Here is a 19,762-nt window from a genome sequence, read left to right on the forward strand (position 1 = left end):
CGAGACAGAGCTGGCAGTGCAATCGCTCAATATGGTAAAAATGAAGCTGTTCGGATGCTGCTCGTTACGCGGTGCTTGCGGTGGATAGAGTTGGTCTTGCTACTTGAAACCCCACTTTGCCCGGCCTAAACGCCATCTCGTGAAGATCGTACGCCTCCTCGCCGCTGTGTTGCTCACCGCCTGTGGCCCCACCCCGCCGCAGACTGTGGACACACGCCCGCTCGTCGTCGCCACCACGACCATGGTCGCGGATCTAGCGGCACAGATCGGCGGGGCAGACATCCGGCTCGCGGCTCTGATGGGCCCTGGGGTCGATCCGCACCTCTATAAACCGGGCGCTAGTGATGCCCAAAAGCTCTCTCAGGCCAAAGTCGTGCTCTTCAGCGGCCTCCACCTCGAAGGCCGCATGGCCGACATGCTGGAAAAACGCGGCGTCGCCGTCACGGTGGGCATTCCCAGCGCTGAATTGCTGCTAAACGATGGCCATCCAGATCCTCATGTCTGGGGAGACGCCCAGCTTTGGTCCCACTGCATCGACCCCGTCGTCGAGGCACTCAGTGCAGCCCATCCAGCTCAAAAAGCCGCTTTCACGGAGCGCGGAGCCCAGCTCAAGACCACCTACGCCACGCTCCATGCCTGGGCGAAAAGCGAGATCGCGAAAATCCCCGCCTCGCAGCGCATCCTCATCACCAGCCATGATGCTTTTGCGTACTTTGGCCGCGCCTATGGGCTCCAGGTCGTCGGCGTGCAGGGCATCTCCACGGTGAGTGAGGCGGGGCTCGCCGATGTCGCCCAGGCGGTGGATTTCATCAAAGCGAAAGCGGTGAAAGCCATCTTCGTCGAGAGCAGCGTGCCGCATGCCACCATCGAGCGGATCGCGCAGGACAGCGGGGCAAAAATCGGTGGGGAGCTCTTCTCCGATGCCCTCGGCGAAAACCAGACTTACGAGCAAATGCTCCGCGCCAACGTCAGCCGCATCGTGGAGGCACTGAAATGACGACAACGCCCGCGCTCGAGCTCCACGATCTCACCGTCAGCTACGCCCAAAAACCGGTGCTCTATGGCATCGACGTGCAGGTGCCACAGCGCTCCATCACCGGCATCATCGGTCCGACCGGAGCCGGCAAAAGCACCATGATCCGTGCCATCATGGGCCTCACGCCGCTGAATGGCGGATGGGTCAAGATTTTCGGTGAGTCCTTCCTGCAAAGCCGCCACCGAGTCGGCTACGTGCCGCAGCGTGAGCAGGTCGATTGGGATTTTCCAGTCAATGTCATGGATGTGGTCCTCATGGGCCGCTACGGCCGCCGTGGCTGGCTGCGCCGTGTCACGAAAGAGGACCACCGCATCGCGGAAGAGAGCCTCGAAAAAGTCGGCATGCTGCCCTTTCGGCATCGTCAAATCGCCAACCTCAGCGGTGGCCAGCAGCAGCGTGTCTTCCTCGCCCGTGCTCTCGCCCAGCAAAGTGATCTCTACCTCATGGACGAGCCCTTTGCCGGTGTGGATGCCACCACCGAACGCGCCATCGTCACCCTGCTCCAGCAGCTCCAAACGGAAGGCAAAACCATCCTCGTCGTCCACCACGACCTGACCACCGCGAAGGAGTACTTTGATCACCTCCTGCTGCTGAACATGCGCCTCGTCGCCTTTGGCAAAACGGAGGATGTTTTCACCGTCGAGCAGCTTCAGAAGACTTATGGGGGCAGGCTGACGATCTTGAGCGATGTCGCTGCGAAAATGAGTCGTGAGATGTGAGAAGTTAGAAGTTAGAAGTGAGATGTAACGAACCTACGAAAACCATGATGCATGTGAGACACTTTCGAGAGCTGAGGACATATCAAAGTGCCCGGCAGGCGGCAGTGATGGTATTTCAGATGTCGAAGGCCTTTCCCAAGGAAGAACGATATTCGCTCACTGATCAGATTCGGAGGGCTTCGAGAGCGGTGAAGGCATTAATCGGCGAGGCCTGGGGGCGCAGGCGTTATAGGGCTTCCTTTTCTCACAAGCTGGTCGAGGCACTGGGTGAGGCAAACGAGGTACAAAGCTGGTTGGATGACATTTTTGACTGCGCATATGCCGAACCAAGCTGGATCGAAGAGATGATGGAGCGCTACCAAGTCATCTCTAGCATGATCAGCCGAATGATCGATCACGCCCATGAATTTTGCCCGAACGAGCCTGATGCCGATTATCGCACCGGCGTCGTTCGAGAGCCTCTGCCAGACACTGAATGGTTCACCGACACCCCACGCTCCGCGCTGTGAAGCCCATCTCACGTCTCACTTCTTACTTCTCACTTCTCACGCTTGCTTTCGCAAGCAGCTCCGCCCACGCCGCCCGCATCGGCGACCTCACGGACACCAGCATCACCGAGCAGGCCCTGCGTTTTTTCTCTTTCAGCGATCCCTCGCTGCGGCTCGCGCTCATCGGCTGCATTTTGCTCGGGCTGAATTGCGGCCTGCTGGGCGGATTCATCGTGGTGCGGCGGCTTTCGCTCGTGGGGGACACTTTGAGCCATGCGGTGCTACCAGGCATCGCGCTCGGATTTCTTTGGAACAGCACCAAGGACCCGCTGGCCATCCTCATCGGTGCCACGCTGGTCGGTGGACTCAGCATGCTCATCGTCAGCGGAATCACACGCACCACACGGCTCAAAGAGGATGCGGCGATGGGGCTGGTGCTCTCCTCGTTTTTCGCGATCGGCATCTGCTTGTTTAAAATGATCGAAAAAATGCCGACGGGGCAAAAAAGCGGTCTGGACCGCTTCTTCTACGGCCAAGCTGCCGCGATGAGTGAGGCCGACATCACGCTCATGGCCATCACGGTGGCCATCACGATCACGTTTGTCGTCTTTACCTACCGTGGGCTGCTCACGCTCAGTTTTCACCGTGCCTTCGGTCAGAGCCTCGGAGTGCCTGTGGCAGCGCTGCATCATGCGATGATGCTTTTGACCGCCTTTGCCGTCGTCACGGCCATGCAGGCCGTCGGCGTGGTGCTGGTCTCTGCCATGCTCATCATCCCAGCAGCCACCGCGTGCCTGCTCACGGACCGCATGCACCGTGTACTCATCTACTCCGCCCTCATCGGCATCACCACGGCGGTGTTTGGGGCCTTTTTCTCCTTCCTCGGCTCCAATATGCCCACGGGGCCCTTCATGGTGTTGGCGGGCTCCTTTTTGTTCGTGCTCGCCTTTCTATTCAGTCCACGTCATGGCTGGCTCACACGGCTCTGGCGTCAAAAAAGCCAGCAGGGCCGTGTCAGCCGGGAAAACACACTCAAAGCCATGTACCACCTGGCCGAGCGACGCGACTTCTGCGAAGAAGGCATCACGCTCCTCGATCTGGCCGATGCACGTCGAGAGCCGCTGGAACAAATCCGCAGCCAAGGGGATGAGCTCGTCCATCAAAAGCTCGCCACCCTCACCGATGACGGCAGCATGCTGCACTTCACACCCGAGGGCTGGCGCAAAGCCAGCGCCATCGTGCGCAATCACCGCCTGTGGGAGCTCTACCTCACCAATGTCATGCAATACGGCCCCGATCACGTCCATGAGGATGCCGAAAAGATCGAGCACATCCTCGGTGAAGACACCGTGCGGCAGCTCGAGCGCCGCCTCGCATTCCCCCAGACCGATCCCCACGGCAAACCGATCCCTGGTGCACGTGACGTGCACGGCAGCGCTGGCAGGCCGCGCCAGGGTGAGACCACGGGCTACTGACCACCTCTCTCTCCATGACCGATCTCTTTCCACCCTTCGACGCCCATGCGGTCTTCGTCGCTCCTTGGACGACGGGGCTACCCGTGTATGGCTGGATGGTGCTGATGGCCTTCTTTGTCACGGCGGCATGCGGCCTTGTCGGAAATTATCTCATCCTCCGCCGCATGGCGCTGGTGGGGGATGCGATCAGCCATAGTGTGCTGCCAGGCCTAGCCGCAGCGTATCTGGTGGCCGGCAGTCTGAGCGTGCCGGCCATGCTCGCCGGGGCACTCGGAGCGGGGCTGCTGACCACGGTGCTGATCGAGTTTCTGCACTCGCGTAGCCGCATCAAGGCAGATGCCGCCATCGGCATCACCTTCTGCACCCTCTTCGCGCTCGGCGTGGTGATGATCAATGTCTTCGCCTCCAAAGTGCATCTGGATGCCGACTGCGTGCTCTACGGCCAGTTGGAATTCCTCGATAGCTCCGCAGGCATGCCAGCGGCAGTGGCGATCATGGGCAGCATCACTCTCATCGTCGCGGTGCTGATCGTGCTTTTCTACAAGGAACTACTGATCACCTCCTTTGACACGCTGATGGCCGGATCACAGGGCTTTGCGCCAGGGAAGATGCATCTCGCCCTCATGGCGGTGCTCTCCATCGTCATCGTCGCCGCCTTTGAGAGTGTGGGCGCCGTGCTGGTCATCGCCATGCTCATCCTGCCGGGAGCTACGGCACAGCTCATCAGCACCCGGCTCTCTGTCTGCCTATGGCTCAGTCTTTTGCACGCCGTGCTCAGCTCCATCGCCGGTCTGCACCTGAGCCTCGCGCTGGACTGCCCCATGGCGGCCTGCGTCGTGATCGCGGGATCGTTTTGGTTTAGCTGCGCTTGGCTCCAGCATGTGCTGCGGCGGCGATTTGCTAGACGGTTGGATTCGTCTGGGGACATTGCTTCCATTCGCGCATGAGGGATTTTCCTATTGCCACAAAATTCCGGTTCATCCGGGAAGTTGGTGCGGCATTCAAGTGCCGGTGAGTATGTCTTTTGACTCGTGGAGCGCGTAGATGCGTAGGTGGAGGGAAGTCCACATCGCGGTAGCCGTAGGCCAGGCGCGTGAGGCGGCCGATTTTGTTGTTGAGGCCCTCCATGATGCCGGAGCCTGATCGGATGGTCGAAGTAGCTGAGTATTTGCCGCGCGTGCGTCAGCATCGTGTTGGCGTGCTTGAGCGGCCCGATGGCCGTGGCGTAGGCTTTGAGTATCCACTCTTGCAGATACTTTTGCGCTGCCTCCTTGCCCGGCTGGTTCCATAGCTGGCGTAGCTCCTCTTTGAGATAGTAGGCTTTGGAGAGCGGCTCGTTGTAGGCGAGGGCTTCCTCCAATTCCGGGCGCTTGTCCGGCGGCAGATTCTCCCTGCCGTAGAGCAGCAGGTAGCGCGTGCCTTTAATGAACTTCTGTCCGGTGAGCTCTAGTGTGCGCTGCAGACCGCGCCGTATCTCGTCGATCTTCTCGTTGGCGAGCTTGATGATGTGGAAGTGGTCGAAGACTAACGCAGCGTCAGGCAGGTGCTCGTTGATGGCGCTCCAGTAAGCTCCGCTCATGTCGCAGGCCACCGCCTCAATGTGGGCACCGCTGCGCCGCAGCCGCTCCCAGAAGCCCTCCAGGGCCTTGCCGCGTCCTTTGCCCACCCAAAGCACGCGTCCGCTTTCCAGATCGACCACCAGGGTGACGTATTTGGCCTTCTTGCCAAGGTAGTTTTCGTCCACGCCGATGCGCCTGACTTCGCGCATTTCCACCTTCTCAAAGCGCCGTGCCAAATCGGCCTTCACAATGCTTTTGACCGTGTCCCAACCCAGGTGTGTGAAGCGTGCCACGTCTTGCAGGCTCATGAAGCGGCTCACTCGCAGACGAATCGAGCTAGGGCGCGGCTGTGGTGGCTGCAGGCGGGAGCAAAGGGGGAGTGCTCGAAGCTTTTGCCACAGCCACGACACTCGCATTTGGGCACCTCCACCACCAGCACCACTTGTTTGGGGCCGATGGGCAGGGTTTTGATGCGTCGCTGCCTTTTGCCGCGCCTCCAATACTCCCGCCCCTGGCAGTGCGGGCACTCAATGTGCTGATCCTTGACCGCTAGATGGAACTCCACCCGGCCCTCCACATACTTCGTGCTGCGATACTCGTATCCTTCGCGCACGCCAAACGCGTGATATAGCAAACTCTGGCTCATCCTGCCCTTTTGCCATCGTCACGCCCCCCTCCGCACCAACTTCCCGGATGAACCAAAATTCCGCGCATGGTAAGCCATCAGAAATCATGAAATTGTGCACTGTCTTCGACTTAAGGTTGGCGATACTGGTGGCTTTGGGGTGGATGAATTCCATCTCCAAAAGTGAGACCGTGCATTTTACGGATGCGAACACGATCCCCCTCACATCTAGCCTTTATACTGCGAGCGGGCCATTGCAGGTGACGCTCGATTTTGCTCCACCAGCAGGCACGGTGCTCAAGTTGGTCAATCACACGGGGGCTCAGTCCGTGAGTGGCACATTCACCAACGTGCCCGAAGGGGGACTCGTCGTCGGACTTCAGTCCTCGACTCCGCATAACTTTGAACTTACCTATGCGGGCGGGGATGGGAATGACATCACGCTGACTCAAGTGAGCGAAGTGGTAACCTTTCCGCCCATCGGCGTGAAATACATTGATGACGCCCCTTTCTCGCTGAATGCGACATCAAGTGGCTCCTCGACGGTGACTTATGAAATCGTAGCCGGGACAAATAGCGCATATGTGTATGAGGATGTGATCTACTTGGGTAACACGCCGGGTGCAGTGACTGTCAAAGCGGTGGCTGGTAGTTCCCTGCCAAAGTATCAGACCTTTAGGCTAGAGGCGGCGGGTAGCGGCTTCTTGAGGTTAGCCAGCAGCAAAATGGGCCTGTTTTCTCTAGGCATACGGGCGAATGGGACACTTTGGGGCTGGGGGAACAATGACAGCGGCCAGCTGGGTAATGGAGTCACCGGGACCTCACGCACTCCGGTGCAAAGCGGCACCGCGACCAACTGGCGGCAGGTGAGTGCAGGACTCACCCATGCCGTCGGCACCCGCACGGATGGCTCGCTCTGGGCTTGGGGGAAAAACAATCTTGGTCAAGTCGGTCAGGGAACCGCCAATGCAACGCTGTACACCACTGCAACGCGGGTCGGCAGCGACATTGACTGGGCCTGGGCAGTCGCCGGGTTCGACCACTGCATTGCCGTGAAGACAAACGGGACGTTGTGGGCCTGGGGTGCAAATAACCTCGGCCAGTGCGGCCAGGGAGACATCACACCAGCTCTCTACGCCTCACCGGTGCAGATCGGCACGGATAATGACTGGCGGCAGACCGAAGCTGGCCTGAGTGCTGGTGGAGACTTCACCCTGGCACTGAAGACCAGCGGCCTGCTCTGGGCCTGGGGTGACAACACTAACGGACAGCTCGGCGACGGGACCACTACCATGAGTGCCACGCCCGTGCAGATCACCGCAGGGAGTTGGAACGCAGTCTCAGCAGGCTATCGCTTCTCTATCGCTATTCTTTTCAATGGCACTGTTTGGTCCTGGGGGGCAAACGGCAACGGCCAACTTGGCCGTGGCGGTATTGTTTCTAACACCTCCTCACCAAATGCTTGCGCGACCAGCACCCTCTTCGCCAAAATCTCCGCTGGGGGGCTTCATGCTCTCGGATTGGCTCTGGACGGCACGCTCTGGAGTTGGGGCAATAGCGTTGATGGCCAGCTCGGCCTCGGACTCGCCAGCCCTTTTCCGAGGGTCTATACCCCAACGAAAGTCGGCTCCGCTCAGAATTGGAGTGAGATTGCGGCAGGAATGACAACGAGTCATGCGACGACCACCGACGGCGGTCTCCAAGGCTGGGGAAGTAATGCTCTTGGTCAGATCGGCTGGCTGCCGCGATTGCCGCTGCCAGTACAGCCACTGCTCGGACCACTGAATCAGACCGCAGCTGGGCGGCTAGGGACTACCGCCATGATACGGCCAGACGGAACACTTTGGGCTCTCGGCTCCAATTCATACCAGCTCGGGCTAGGTGGTCAGTATGGAGAGCCTCTCCCTGTGGCGACTCAGGTGCCAGGAACGCAATCCTGGCGCAAGCTGAGCGCGGGATACCGGCACACGATGGCGATCGCGAGCGATGGCTCCCTCTGGGGATTCGGTAGCAACACTGCTGGCCAACTCGGCAATGGAACGACAACCGCCAGCAACTCACCCGTGCAAATCGGCACAGATACAGATTGGGCCGTAGTCAGCGCTAGCTCGAATAATTTGACGAACACATCGGACTTCACCCTTGCCGTGAAGACAGATGGCTCTCTTTGGGCGTGGGGGGACAATTCTTACGGCCAGTTCGGCAATGGGACCACCACCGGATCACTCACGCCAGTGCGCATCGGCACGGAAAATGACTGGGCCACCGTATTCGACACTGCGGGTGGTCATAGCCTTGCTTCAAAGACTAACCAAACCCTTTGGGCCTGGGGCCTAAACTCCAGCGGTCAGATCGGCAACAACACCTCGACGAATGTGCTGAATCCCGTCCAAGTGCTGTCCGATGTGAAAATCGCTGTTGGCGGCACTTTTTATTCCATGGCTTTAAAGTGGGACGGAAGCCTCTATACTTGGGGGAGTGGCAGCAGCGGTCAGCTCGGTGTCAGTGGGTCAAGACTCTCTCCATATTTGATTTCAGGAACCTGGAAATCCATTGCTAGCACGAATGGCAGTACCAGCCTGGGCATCAAAAACGACGACTCACTCTGGGTATGGGGTTACGGATTTACCGGGCAGTTAGGAAATGGCACCTACTCGGCCAGCTCCACCGTCTCCCCGATCCGCATCGGCACGTCAAATAGCTGGGCCAGGGTTATCTCGAATGGTGCCCATCCATTGGCCCTTACCAAGGACGGCACCCTTTGGGGTTGGGGCGAGGCGAATAGAGGCTCTACAGGCTTTGCAGGGCACGATCAGCTCCAGCCCGATCAGGTATTCCCAGCTCTATCTGCACCACAGACACTCTCATTCTTTCCGCCCTCTGGGATGAGTGTGGGAGATACCGTCACGCTGAATGCCCAGGCCTCTAGCGGCCTGCCACCCCGCTACATCGTCAATGGCGACGCCGTCCTCAATGGCGACCGACTTACGGTCACAGGGCCTGGCACCATCAGCGTTATCGCTTACCAGCCAGGGGACCGCTTCTGGCAGGCCAGTGATATGCGCCAAGTGTTCATTCAAAAGGCCTCGCCCATTGTGACGCTGTCACCAATGACGAATATCACCGCCACCAGCGCGGTTCTTCACGCCACCATCAATCCCAACGGCGTGAGCTCGGAGTTCAGGTACACGATCAACAGTCATCCTCCTTATCTGACCAAGCCCCTGCCATTGTTCGCACCAAGCGGTAGGACCGCAGAGACCGTGATCGTTCCTCTGAGCGGACTCCCCCCTGGCACTTGGCACACTGTGAGCATTCAAGAACTCACATCCGGCGGTTGGACTACTCGAGCAACTAGCTACTTCGAGACAGCTCCGGTGCTCTCAGACCTCACTGTGAGCAGCAGCACACTCAGCCCTGCCTTTGATGGCACCACTTACAGCTACACCCTTCAGGTCCCTCTCAGCACGACCAGCATCGACCTTTCTGCAACCGCAGCAGCCCCCAGTATTACCTTGTTAAAATTGGGCCAAAATAATTCTCCGAGAGCATCCATCAGCAGCGGCGTCCCTGTGACGTTACAGCTCAACGCAGGGCTCAACGACATAAATATCCTCTGCGATACAGAGCAAGGTCACACTTGGTACTACTCAATCCATATCACACGTGCGGCTTCTTTTGAGCAATGGCGCAGCAGCACAGGCATCACAGGCACGACCAGCTCCGGGCCCCTTGATGACTTTGATGGCGACGGCATCGCCAACGTTCTCGAATACACCTTTGGCACGCCTGGTGCCAGTGGTGTTGGCAATGGCCCGCTCGTGGTGAATGACTCCACACTCATGGCCACCGGCCAGCCTACCAGTATGCAACGACCGCCTCCTGGGGGCGGCACTCCGGTATGGTGCGCAGTCTTTATCCGGCGCAAAGACCACGCCCAGGTCGGCCTTCAATGCACTCCTTCTTTCAGTGTCGATCTGAATTCATGGCAAGACAGCACGGACACGCCCATCGTCATCGCCGATGACGGTATCTATCAGGCTCTTTGGCTTCCCTATCCCGAAATCAGCGGCCAAGCCGCCCACTTCTTTCGTCTGCAAGTCACACTAGCCCCTTGAATTTGCATCCCGCAGGCGCTCTTTGTTTTAGCTGCGCCTGGCTCCAGCATGTGCTGCGGCGGCGCTTTCAGCGAAAAGGGCCCGCCGCAGAGTCGGAATGCCGCGCTGTGTTGCCGACGGAGGCCGCGTGACGCTCCACACACTCACGGCGCACGTTTCACCACACGCAGCGCGTAGATTCGCTCGGCGAGGGTGCTCAGGCGACGGGGCATCCGGTCGTCATGCAAAGGATCACGGGCGAGGTAGTCCGTGCCATCCTTGCCAGTGATGACCAGCCAGTGCTGGATGCCGCCGAGGAGAAAGTACTTCACGATGGGGAAGGCCCCAGCCTCCAAGGCGCGGTCGATGGCCTCGTGCGTGGGTTTGGCGTGGTATTCAGCCGTGAGCTTGCCACGGGTGACTCGGGGGATGGCATTCCATACCAGCCAGCCTTGGGGCAGGTAGCCATCGTGCTTTTTCAGCAGCTCATTGAGCTCTCCTGGCGTGATGGAGACACCGAGATTCGTGCACGCCATCGCGACACTGCTCACCGTGCAGCCATGGGAGCCGAGCGTGCAGGCGGTCGCTCCGAGCGGGTCCGCAGCCCACCGTGGATCTTTCTGCAAGTAGGTGAATCCAGCGTCTTGCAGGCGGATCTGCAAGGACCTGCCGCCCACCGATGGAATCGATGGAGCACGCCGAATCCACCAGGTGCGCACCGCGACACACCCAGCACTCGCGAATGCCAAGACGGCCGCGGTGAGTGCGATGCGTCGTTTCATGATCCAGAGGAGAGCGAGCGGTGAAGTGCCAGGGTGCCGGACGCGACACGCGCATCAATCCGCCGCATTGTTTTGGCCGACCTGGCGACTAACGGTTTCGCCGTCATACATTAGAAATTGACGCTCCAGCCCCGTGAGGCCGGAGATGCGCTTCAGCATCCAAAAGAGCAGCCCCATCGTCACTGCGACCATCGGCAGGCCGATGACGAGGTAGTTCATCCAGTTCAGGCGACCGATGGCTTGGGTGTAGGGCTCTGAGCCGGGCTCTTTGCCCTCCAGCAGATACCAGGCGAGCAAAAAATTCGCCACGGCAGAGAGCAGCATCGTGCCGCCCATGCCCCAGGAGGCCTCTTTGAGCAGGGTGGTGAAGCCGCTGCGCCGCTCCGGCGTGTTCAGCGACTTTTCGATCAGCGGCACATTCACGATCTGGGGATTGAGCAGCAGCTCTGAGACCAGTGGGCGGCCAAAGCGCAGACTCAGCGGGAAAGCCAGCCCCAGCACCACGGCAAAGGCGGCTTCTTTGGCCGCGAACCACACCGCTTCCAGCTTCATCAGCCCCAGTCCGCCTGTGACCACCACCGCGATGAGGCCGAAGACGGAGAAAAAATTCATCCCCCGCTTTTGGGAGAAGCACCACAGCCCGTAGCCCACCGGGATGAGCACCGCGACGACCAGTGCCCACGCGGGGCCCAGGTAATTGGGCTTGCTCAGTTTTTCGAGCACCACGGATGGGACCACCACATTGAGGAGCAGATCGAGAAGCGGATTTTGCGCCGGTTGCGGCGGAGAGGGAGCGTCTGGCATGTTCGGGATATCGGGAGAGCCCCAAAGGTAAACCCGGAACGCCAAATAGGTAAATAGAGAAGTGCCTCCTAACCCACATACTGGGTGGCAAAGAACTCATTGCCCTCCGGGTCACGCAGGATGGAGAGCAGCACCGGATCACCGGGACGCTGCGTGGGTGCTTGGAGCACGGTGGCACCGGCTTGAGTCAGCACGTCCACTTTCTGTAGCACATCCTCAAATTGGAAGGTCAGGCCGGTGGGATTGCGCTGGCCATCATGACCACCGTGGAGGGCGATGATGGCATCGCCATGCCGCAGTTCCGTCCAGAAATCGCTCACGAAGACTTCTTCGAGACCGATGGCATCGCGGTAAAAAGCCGTCGCACGCCGCATGTCGGCAGCCAGGAGCATGAACTTCACTTTTTCGGGTTTCATGTGCTGTGATTAGTCGAGGAAGCGGAATTCCGGTGTGGCCCACAGAGTCTGGATCAGGCGGGCCCAGAGATCACGCTCGCTTTCGCGGCTGTCATTGCCACTGCGGCTCGATTCGATGAATTCGCTGGCCTGGGCGGCCTCGGCAGCGGTAGGCGGGCGCTGGAGAGAGCCTGTGAAGGCGGTCTGGATGCGTGCAGGCATCGCGGTGGCTTTTGGAGCAGGGCATCGGCAGCGGCGCGGGCTTGCTCGATGACTTTGGGCGAGTTCATCATGAAAAGTGCCTGCGTCGCGACGGTGCTGGTGCCGCGCTGACCGATGGGCTGATTGATGTCGGCGAAATCAAAGACCTCAAAGAGCGGATGCCGCACATTGCGGAAGGCGGCGCTGTACACACTGCGGCGCGTGTCATTGAAGGCGTAGCCGTATTCGAGGTTCTGTACCTTTTGATCGTTTGAATCGACTGCTTTGGCATCACCGATGCCGGGGCCACCGAAGCGCTGCTCCAGAGTGCCTGCGGCGGAAAGCATGGCATCACGGATGCACTCCGCATCCAGTCGCTTGCGGTTCATGCGGGCGAGGAGGCGGTTATCGGGATCTGTCGGGAGCACTTTACCCGAGGAGGCCTGGCGGTAGCTGCGGCTGAGGACCATGCTCTTGATAAGGTGCTTCAGATCCCAACCGTCCGCGATGAACTGCAAGGCCAGATGATCGAGCAGCTCAGGGTGGCTGGGCAGCTCGCCCGTGCTGCCGAAGTTATCCGTGGTGCGCACGATGCCGACCCCGAAGAGCCAATGCCACACGCGGTTCACCATGACACGGGCCGTGAGCGGGTGGTCACGTGAGGTCATCCACCGCGCCATCTCCAGGCGGCCACTGCTAGTGGCGGGCACGCTGGGTGCACCCGGCCGCAGAGCCGCCAGGATGAAGCCGCGCGGCACCACGGCTCCGAGATTCCGCGTGCTGCCGCGGATGTGGATTTTGGCATCCTCAGGTTTTTCGTCCTCCGCGACGGACATGGCCTCGGAGCGTGGTGGCTGGGCTTTTTCCAGCGCTTTGAGCTGCTTTTCGAGCGTGGCGAGGCGTGCTTTGAGCTGACCTTCTGCCTCGGAGTCTTTTTTCACGACGGGTTCCTCGGCGGCGCTTTCTGCGGGCAGAAATTGGACCGCATCGACCGTGACGTAGCCCTGGGAGGCCGCATTGGTGATGAGGACAAAGCCTTGGCCGTTCGCCTCAAAGCGGAAGGTGCCTAGTGAAGCGAATTGTAGGCCGCGCAGGTTCCCGGTGGCGAGTTTGAATGTCTTCAAGTCCTCGCCATCGGCATGCAGGATGGTGGCGGTGGCGCTTTCGGCGCGGTTCGGGCCTGCACTGAAGGCCACACGGACTTCGTAGCGGCCCGCTTTGGGCAGCTTGGGCGTGAAGGTGATGGTTTTCTCGCCTTTGCCCTCATTTTCATCCGTGGAGTAACCCTCACCGATGAAGGGACCAAAGTGGGTGGAGCTTTTCCATGCGCCGACCTTCTGCGCGGCGCTGTCGTCGATGACGATGCCCGGCAGATCGCTAGGGGAGATGTTTTTGCGCCGACGCAGATCCTCGCTGCCAGCGTCACGGAGCTGGTCCTTGATGAGGTCGATCTCCGTTTTGAAGCCCTCGACCCTGCGCTCATGCTTTTGCATCGCGCTCTCGGCCGCCCCATCGAGCGGGAGAGGTGTGTCGATCCAGTGGGCGACGTTGTCGGTGTAGTTTTTGAGCGTGCGGGTGCTGCGCAGGATGCCCGCCAGGGCGTAGTAGTCGCGGGCGCTGATGGGATCGAATTTATGATCATGGCAGCGGGCGCAGCCGATCGTCATGCCCATGAAGGCACGGCCCAGGGTATCGAGCTGCTCGTCGATGATGTCCATGCGCAGCATGCCTTTGTCCTGCTCCTCGTAGTTCGTGGGGCCGAGTGCGAGGAAGCCCGTGGCGGTGAGCTGGCGGCGGCGCTGGGCGGCATTTTCATGCGGCAAGAGATCGCCCGCCAGCATCTCGGTGATCATGCGGTCCACCGGCACATTCGTGCGCAGGGAGTCGAGGATGTAATCACGGAATCTCCACGCATCCTTGAATGGCAAGGAGCGCCCGCCACCGCTCGACTCGGCAAACCGCGTGATGTCTAGCCAGTGCGAGGCCCACCGCTCGGCAAAGGCATCCGAGGCGAGGAGCCGGTCCACATAGGCCTCCAGATTCTGCATGTCGGCAGCCTGCGTCGTGGGATCAGGCGGCAGACCTGTCAGATCAAAGCTGATGCGGCGCTGGAGCGTGTGCGCATCGGCATCAGGAGCGGGCGAGAGGCCATTTTGCTCCAATTTGGCCAAAATGAAGTGATCGATGGAGTTCGCCGGCCAAGCGTTGTTTTTCACGGCAGGCGGCTGATGGGCCTGCGGCGGCTGAAAGGACCAAAAAGTGGCATCCGCACGCTTCGAGCTGGTTTTGGCCATGCGCGGGTTTTGTTCCTCACGCGGATCGGGTGCCCCAGACTCGATCCAGAGTCGTAGATCGGCGATTTCGCTCTCTTTGAGCTTCCGCTTCGGCGGCATCTTCAAATCGCGATCGGTGTAGCTGATGGCACGCCAGAGATGACTGGCATCGAGCTTCCCCGGCGTGATGGCCGGCCCCGAATCGCCCCCGGTTTGCCACCCGCTACGTGCATCCAGGCGCAGACCGCCCTTTTGCTTCTCCGGCCCGTGGCAGTCGATGCAGTTCTCGATGAGCAAGGGGCGGATGCGCTGCTCAAAATGCGTCATATCTGCCGCCTGGGCAGCCGTGGAGAGAGCGAGCAGAGTAAAAGCGATACGCATGGGAACAAAGTGGCCCAGCATAACGTCCGCTCCCAGCACGGTCTTTTGCAGCAATGTTCGCGGTTCCCTGTTCGCGGTTCCCTGTTCGCAGCACGCTGGTCTTGCCACTGTTGTTTTTACCCACGAGAAGGTTCACTGAGCCAAGGTCATCCAGCCGCAGGTTTTCCGGGCGGCGGAAACATTCGATGTGGATGGATTTCCAATGAGGCATGGGATCAGGTTACGTGTTATCGCAGCTTTGCCAACAAATCAGGCTGCACTTGATGGATGACAAAACGCGGGGGCAATTCGGGTCATATGCCTTAGAGTCTATCCGGCAAAAGGTTCGACAGGTTGTAACGAGGTGAGGCGTCTGGCCATGATGCCGATGAAGGCGAGGTAAACAAAGGCTTCGTGATGGCGCGGGTTCTTCTCGTGATCCCGTGTGAGTCGGCGTTGCTTCACCAGCCAGCCAAAGCTGCGCTCGATGACCCAGCGGCGCGGCAGCACCACGAAGCCCTTCTGGTCTTCGAGCTTCTTGATGATCCCCAAGGCAAAACTCGCTCCGTGACCGAAGAGTTGTCCCATGCTCTGCACGAAGGTCTCCAGCTTCCCGGCATAGCCACCATCGGCAAAGATCATCAGCAGGCTCAGGAAGCCATGGCAAAACATGCACAACAGCAGCTTTGCGCCGTCACGATCTTGCACGTCGGCGGGCGTGACCACCACGCCCAGCAGCAGGCCGTTGGTGTCGGTGAGCGCGTGGCGCTTGCGTCCCTTGATCTTCTTGCCCGCGTCGTAACCGCAGCTCACAGCCGGTAGCTGCCCGCCTTTGACGCTTTGGCTGTCGATGACAGCGGCGCTGGGCATGGCGTTTTTTAGCATCAGGCGTGTCTGGGTGCGCAGGGCGTCGTTGAGCTTGGGCCACAAGCCCTGCTCGGTCCATTTACTCAAGGCGTCGTGAGCGGTGCTGCGGGGCGCGAGGTTCTTGGGGATCATCGATCACTGAGAGCCCGTTTTGAGCACATAGCGGATGGTGTCCAGGCAGATTCGGGCGGAGTCGGGAGCTCGCAGCCTGCCTCGACAACGCTTCGCGCCAGCCGGGTAGATGATAGGCTTGATGAGTTCCCATTCCGCATCGCTGAGATCAGAATCGTAACCGGCTGGTTGATAGGGCTTGGCTGGCATCGCCCACCTTCCACTTTCAGCTTTTACTGGCTACAACTATTTGCCGGATAGGCTCTTAATCTTGGGATGGGCTGTTGAGATAACATAAATCCTCTTTGACTGTTCTTTAGAACGCATATAGAGACCACATGCTCACCCCACGCCAAAAACACGTCCTCCAGCTCCTCTGGCTCTCCCAGGCTCGTTCTTGGATTCGTCACCAGGTGCCGCTGCTCGGCAGCATCATCGCTGGGCAGCCAGATAGCGCAGAGGGCCGCATGGATGGCTGTATCGACATCGATCCCACCACGCTGCGCCTGCCGAAAAATGCCCGCACCTTTGCGCTAAAGGTCCGTGGCGACTCCATGCGGCATGCAGGCATCCTGGAGGGCGATGTCGCCATCATGGAGTTCCGCGAAGCACGGCACGGCGACATCGTCGCGGCACTCATCGACGGCGAGACGACCCTGAAACGCTTCATCCTGCAAAACGGCGTGCCTTATCTCCGCGCCGCGAACCCGAAGTATCCAGACCTCATCCCCGCACGCGAGCTCGTCATCCAGGGCGTGCTTATCGCCCTGCTACGGCTCACAGAAAGGTGATGCGCCATGATTTTGCACTTCGATGCGGATGCGTTTTTTGCCTCCGTCGAGCAGGCGGCGGACCCAAAGCTGCGCGGGCGGCCCATCGCCGTCGGGGGGCAGCGGCGTGGCATCATCGCCTCTGCCAGCTATGAGGCGCGGAAAATGGGCATCTACACACCCATGCCCACCGCCAGGGCCCGGAAGCTCTGCCCCGGCCTCATCGTGCTGCCATGTGACTTTGATAAATACGAGCGCTTCTCGCAGCTCATGTTCAGCTATGCCTATGACTTCACCCCCATCGTGGAGCAGGCCTCCATCGATGAATGCTACCTCGATCTGCATGGCGCACGCCAGACCCGCGCCAGCGATGCCGCCGCAAAGATGCAGAAAGCCATCTCGCAGAGCCTGAAGCTCTCCGTTTCCGTCGGAGTCGGGGCGAACAAGCTCGTCTCCCAGATCGCCAGCAAGCTACGCAAGCCGCACTGCTTCATCGAAGTCGCTCCAGGGCACGAGCAGGGCTTCCTCTGGCCTTTGGAGAACAAATGGCTGCCGCAGGTAGGGCCGCAGCTCGCGGCGCGGCTCGATACCGCTGGTCTCCGCCGGGTGGAGCACATCGCCCATACGCCAGTCGATGAGCTCTCTCTGCTCGTAGGCAGCGGCGCGGCTGCCCTGCGTGATTTCGCCCTCGGGCATGATTTACGCCCCGTCATCTGCGATGCACCAGCGGCGAAAAGCTACGGCGAGCAAGAAACCTTCCCCCAGGACACCACCGACACCGCCTTCATCATCGCCCGTCTCCGCGCCATGGCAGACACACTCATGCGCCGCGTGCGGGAGGATAAAAAAAGCATCCGCACCATCACGCTCCGCCTGCGCTACAACGACATGGACGAGGTCACTCGCTCCGCCAGCCTCGATGAACCGACCGATCTCGAGCACGATCTTTATCCACTGCTGCAAGCCATGCTCACCCGCGCCTGGGAGCGCCGCGTCAGCATCCGCCTCATCGGCCTGCGCTTCACCAAGATCTACGAGAGCGGCTTCAGCGCCGTCTTGCCGCTGGAGGTGGCCGATGTGAAGCGTGAGAGGCTTCACACACTCGCACTCGTCATCGACGACCTACGCAGCTCCCAGCGCAGCATCATGCGTGGGCATGATCTTTGGCTCACCCAGCGAAAAAACGCCCCACGGCAGACCTTGCCAAAACCGCAGCTCGTCACCGCACCCACCGCCAGCGTGACCAACCCCGTCCTGCGTGAGCGTGCTAGCAAACCGCAGATCATCACACGCCATGAATCTGCATGCCGCCGTGCCTTTTTTCCAAGCCGCCACCGCCGCTGGGATCAAGCCCATCATCGGCGCAGAGCTAGTGTGCGATCAGAAGCCACTGCTCGCCTACGTGCAGGATCAGGCCGGCTACGCCAATCTTTGCCGCCTGCTCTCCGCAGCGAAAATCACGCCCCAACTGCTCCACGATCATCAAAGCGGCCTCATCCTCGCCCCAGCCTCATCACAGCCGGAAATCCGCTACCACAAACCGCAGGACAAAGTCTTCTTCGACATCCTGCAAAGCATGAAAACGCTCACACTCCTGCATGAACCGCATCCGCAGAAGCGACGTGGTGATTTTGCGTTTCAGCATGGACATCCCGCGCCAGACATCATCGAGCGCTGCGAGTTCGCCTTTGACTTCAAAACGCTGCGTTTCCCGCGCTACACGCCTGCGGATGGCTCCACACCTGCGGCCATGCTTTACCAGCTCGCCCATGCAGGCCTAAAAAACCGCTACGGAGCCAAATCCACACTGCACGAGGCCCAGCTCCGCGAAGAGCTCACCATCATCGCCGAAGTCGGCTACGAGGAGTATTTCCTCACCGTCTGGCACCTCCTGCAGGAGTGCGCCGCACTCGGCATCGGCTGGATCACACGAGGCAGCGCCGCGGACTCGCTGGTCTGCTACTGCCTCGGCATCAGCAACGTCTGCCCCATTCGCTTTGAGCTATATTTCAAGCGCTTCCTCAACCGCGACCGCATGGCGCTGCAAAAGCTCCCAGACATCGACATCGACTTCGCTCATGATCGCAAAGACGACGTCGTGCAGCTACTTCTCGACCGCTACGGCCCCGAGCACGCCGCCATCGTCGGCGGCTTCAATACCTTCCAGGCCCGCTCCGCCTTCGGTGACGTGGCGAAGGTGCTCGGCGTGGCCGAAAACGAAATTCGCCGCCTCACCCAGCACATGCCATGGACAGATGCCCGCCACGCGGCAGATGCCATCGCCATGTCACGCGAGTGCGACCACAGCGCATGGCAGGAGGAGCCGCTACGCACCGCCCTGCTCATGGCAGGCATGCTCGATGATTTCCCACGCTACGCGAAAATGCACCCCTGCGGCGTCGTCCTCTCCCGCGATCCCATCCGCAGCCTCACCCCCACCTTTATCAGCGGCAAAGGCTGGCCCACCACCCACTTCGACATGGACGCCGTCGAAGCCGTCGGCCTCATCAAGCTCGACATCCTCGCCCAAGGTGGCCTCGCCGTGCTGCGGGACACGCAGGCGGCCATTGGATCAATCGAATATCGCGGCAGCGTCGTGGAGTGCGGTGGCAGAAATGCGAGGGCACCTCGCATCGACGACACCGCTGTCGAAAGCTCCTCGGCATCCGAACCCGTAAACCGTGCTCGACAGCGGTGTCGCCGGGGCAATGGCTTGCGCCTTGCCCCTCTGCCACACGCACTCCACGACGCTCTGCGTGAAACGAACGCCCTCGACCTCCACGCCCTCGAAGTCGGCCTGCTCGGTGGCACGGAGAATCCGCCGCGTGAGGGCCACATTGAGCCCTGGAGCGATCCTGGCGTGTGGAACATGATCGCCACGGGGAATGCACGCGGCGTTCACCACATCGAAAGCCCCGCCATGACCAGTCTGGCATGCATGGCCGATGTGCGGGACATCGACCGACTCGTCGCCATCGTGTCCGTCATCCGTCCAGGAGCCGCAAACGGGCTCAAAAAGGCCCAATTCGCCCGCAGAGCCCAGGGACTCGAAAAAGTCGATTACACGCACGAAAGCCTCGCTGGCGTGCTGCGCAGCACTTTCGGCGTCGTGGCTTATGAAGAGCACATTTTGCAGATTTGTGAGGCTTTCGCCGGACTCGCTCCAGGCCGTGCGGATGTGCTGCGCCGTGCTTTGGTGA

Annotated in this window: 15 protein-coding genes and 1 pseudogene; 8 read left to right on the forward strand and 8 right to left on the reverse strand. The window is 60.2% G+C overall.

Going from position 1 to position 19,762, the window contains the following annotated elements; translation table 11 throughout:
• Positions 1-139 precede the first annotated feature (139 nt).
• From IPK32_12795 to IPK32_12810, 4 genes are read left to right on the forward strand one after another with little or no spacing between them, the layout of a single operon-like run.
• On the forward strand, positions 140-997 hold the full coding sequence (locus IPK32_12795) for a zinc ABC transporter substrate-binding protein (GenBank protein ID MBK8092827.1): 858 nt from the start codon (positions 140-142) through the stop codon (positions 995-997).
• Positions 994-1,755 (forward strand): metal ABC transporter ATP-binding protein, encoded by a 762-nt coding sequence (locus tag IPK32_12800; GenBank protein ID MBK8092828.1) that lies wholly within the window; start codon positions 994-996, stop codon positions 1,753-1,755. Before IPK32_12795 ends, IPK32_12800 begins: the two co-directional genes overlap by 4 nt.
• Positions 1,756-1,799: 44 nt before the next feature.
• The gene (locus tag IPK32_12805; protein MBK8092829.1) at positions 1,800-2,264 is read left to right on the forward strand and encodes a four helix bundle protein; all 465 of its coding nucleotides are present in this window, start codon (positions 1,800-1,802) and stop codon (positions 2,262-2,264) included.
• Positions 2,231-3,718 (forward strand): metal ABC transporter permease, encoded by a 1,488-nt coding sequence (locus IPK32_12810; GenBank protein ID MBK8092830.1) that lies wholly within the window; start codon positions 2,231-2,233, stop codon positions 3,716-3,718. Before IPK32_12805 ends, IPK32_12810 begins: the two co-directional genes overlap by 34 nt.
• A 538-nt stretch (positions 3,719-4,256) precedes the next feature.
• On the opposite strand, the gene IPK32_12815 is transcribed toward IPK32_12810, so the two are convergent.
• Together IPK32_12815 and IPK32_12820 are read right to left on the reverse strand one after the other, a co-directional pair.
• Positions 4,257-5,585, reverse strand: coding sequence for an ISL3 family transposase (locus IPK32_12815; protein MBK8092831.1), 1,329 nt, complete (start codon positions 5,583-5,585; stop codon positions 4,257-4,259).
• A gap of 8 nt (positions 5,586-5,593) precedes the next feature.
• The gene (locus IPK32_12820; GenBank protein MBK8092832.1) at positions 5,594-5,890 is read right to left on the reverse strand and encodes a transposase family protein; all 297 of its coding nucleotides are present in this window, start codon (positions 5,888-5,890) and stop codon (positions 5,594-5,596) included.
• A gap of 176 nt (positions 5,891-6,066) precedes the next feature.
• Here IPK32_12820 and IPK32_12825 point away from each other — a divergent pair, with 176 nt between their 5' ends.
• Positions 6,067-10,020, forward strand: a complete 3,954-nt coding sequence (locus tag IPK32_12825) for a cadherin-like beta sandwich domain-containing protein (protein MBK8092833.1) — start codon at positions 6,067-6,069, stop codon at positions 10,018-10,020.
• Positions 10,021-10,163: 143 nt separating this feature from the next.
• Here the strand turns inward: IPK32_12825 and IPK32_12830 are convergent, their stop codons facing one another.
• The 6 genes from IPK32_12830 to IPK32_12855 all read right to left on the reverse strand — a co-directional run bounded on the left by IPK32_12830 (position 10,164) and on the right by IPK32_12855 (position 16,002).
• Positions 10,164-10,781, reverse strand: coding sequence for a hypothetical protein (locus IPK32_12830; protein MBK8092834.1), 618 nt, complete (start codon positions 10,779-10,781; stop codon positions 10,164-10,166).
• A gap of 54 nt (positions 10,782-10,835) precedes the next feature.
• Positions 10,836-11,585 carry a hypothetical protein gene (locus IPK32_12835; GenBank protein MBK8092835.1) on the reverse strand — a complete coding sequence of 250 codons (750 nt, stop codon included), beginning with the start codon at positions 11,583-11,585 and terminating at the stop codon, positions 10,836-10,838.
• A gap of 68 nt (positions 11,586-11,653) precedes the next feature.
• Positions 11,654-12,001 (reverse strand): VOC family protein, encoded by a 348-nt coding sequence (locus IPK32_12840; GenBank protein ID MBK8092836.1) that lies wholly within the window; start codon positions 11,999-12,001, stop codon positions 11,654-11,656.
• A gap of 53 nt (positions 12,002-12,054) precedes the next feature.
• Positions 12,055-14,835, reverse strand: coding sequence for a DUF1553 domain-containing protein (locus tag IPK32_12845; protein ID MBK8092837.1), 2,781 nt, complete (start codon positions 14,833-14,835; stop codon positions 12,055-12,057).
• Positions 14,836-15,144: 309 nt separating this feature from the next.
• Complete coding sequence (locus IPK32_12850) at positions 15,145-15,813, reverse strand: IS5 family transposase (protein MBK8092838.1); 669 nt, start codon at positions 15,811-15,813, stop codon at positions 15,145-15,147.
• Positions 15,814-15,816: 3 nt separating this feature from the next.
• Entirely contained in the window at positions 15,817-16,002 is a 186-nt protein-coding gene (locus IPK32_12855) for a transposase (protein MBK8092839.1), read from the reverse strand.
• A 128-nt stretch (positions 16,003-16,130) separates the two neighbouring features.
• On the opposite strand from IPK32_12855, the gene IPK32_12860 reads away from it, so the two are divergent.
• The 3 genes and pseudogenes from IPK32_12860 to IPK32_12870 all read left to right on the forward strand — a co-directional run bounded on the left by IPK32_12860 (position 16,131) and on the right by IPK32_12870 (position 19,089).
• Positions 16,131-16,583: a hypothetical protein gene (locus IPK32_12860; protein MBK8092840.1), complete on the forward strand. Its 453-nt coding sequence runs from the start codon at positions 16,131-16,133 to the stop codon at positions 16,581-16,583.
• 6 nt (positions 16,584-16,589) lie between these two features.
• Complete coding sequence (locus IPK32_12865; GenBank protein MBK8092841.1) at positions 16,590-18,164, forward strand: DNA polymerase IV; 1,575 nt, start codon at positions 16,590-16,592, stop codon at positions 18,162-18,164.
• Positions 18,139-19,089, forward strand: a pseudogene (locus IPK32_12870) (fused DNA polymerase IV/DNA polymerase III subunit alpha). Before IPK32_12865 ends, IPK32_12870 begins: the two are co-directional and overlap by 26 nt.
• The last annotated feature ends 673 nt before the right edge of the window (positions 19,090-19,762 follow it).

This window comes from Verrucomicrobiaceae bacterium (assembly GCA_016713035.1).
Lineage (GTDB): Bacteria > Verrucomicrobiota > Verrucomicrobiia > Verrucomicrobiales > Verrucomicrobiaceae > Prosthecobacter.

Excerpts from the sequence above, each read along its gene's own strand:
- IPK32_12830 (MBK8092834.1), bottom strand. The coding sequence starts at position 10,781 with ATGAAACGACGCATCGCACTCACCGCGGCCGTCTTGGCATTCGCGAGT.
- IPK32_12810 (MBK8092830.1), top strand. The coding sequence starts at position 2,231 with ATGGTTCACCGACACCCCACGCTCCGCGCTGTGAAGCCCATCTCACGT.
- IPK32_12835 (MBK8092835.1), bottom strand. The coding sequence starts at position 11,585 with ATGCCAGACGCTCCCTCTCCGCCGCAACCGGCGCAAAATCCGCTTCTC.
- IPK32_12805 (MBK8092829.1), top strand. The coding sequence starts at position 1,800 with ATGATGCATGTGAGACACTTTCGAGAGCTGAGGACATATCAAAGTGCC.
- IPK32_12825 (MBK8092833.1), top strand. The coding sequence starts at position 6,067 with ATGAATTCCATCTCCAAAAGTGAGACCGTGCATTTTACGGATGCGAAC.
- IPK32_12845 (MBK8092837.1), bottom strand. The coding sequence starts at position 14,835 with ATGCGTATCGCTTTTACTCTGCTCGCTCTCTCCACGGCTGCCCAGGCG.
- IPK32_12860 (MBK8092840.1), top strand. The coding sequence starts at position 16,131 with ATGCTCACCCCACGCCAAAAACACGTCCTCCAGCTCCTCTGGCTCTCC.
- IPK32_12855 (MBK8092839.1), bottom strand. The coding sequence starts at position 16,002 with ATGCCAGCCAAGCCCTATCAACCAGCCGGTTACGATTCTGATCTCAGC.
- IPK32_12800 (MBK8092828.1), top strand. The coding sequence starts at position 994 with ATGACGACAACGCCCGCGCTCGAGCTCCACGATCTCACCGTCAGCTAC.
- IPK32_12840 (MBK8092836.1), bottom strand. The coding sequence starts at position 12,001 with ATGAAACCCGAAAAAGTGAAGTTCATGCTCCTGGCTGCCGACATGCGG.
- IPK32_12815 (MBK8092831.1), bottom strand. The coding sequence starts at position 5,585 with ATGAGCCTGCAAGACGTGGCACGCTTCACACACCTGGGTTGGGACACG.
- IPK32_12850 (MBK8092838.1), bottom strand. The coding sequence starts at position 15,813 with ATGATCCCCAAGAACCTCGCGCCCCGCAGCACCGCTCACGACGCCTTG.
- IPK32_12865 (MBK8092841.1), top strand. The coding sequence starts at position 16,590 with ATGATTTTGCACTTCGATGCGGATGCGTTTTTTGCCTCCGTCGAGCAG.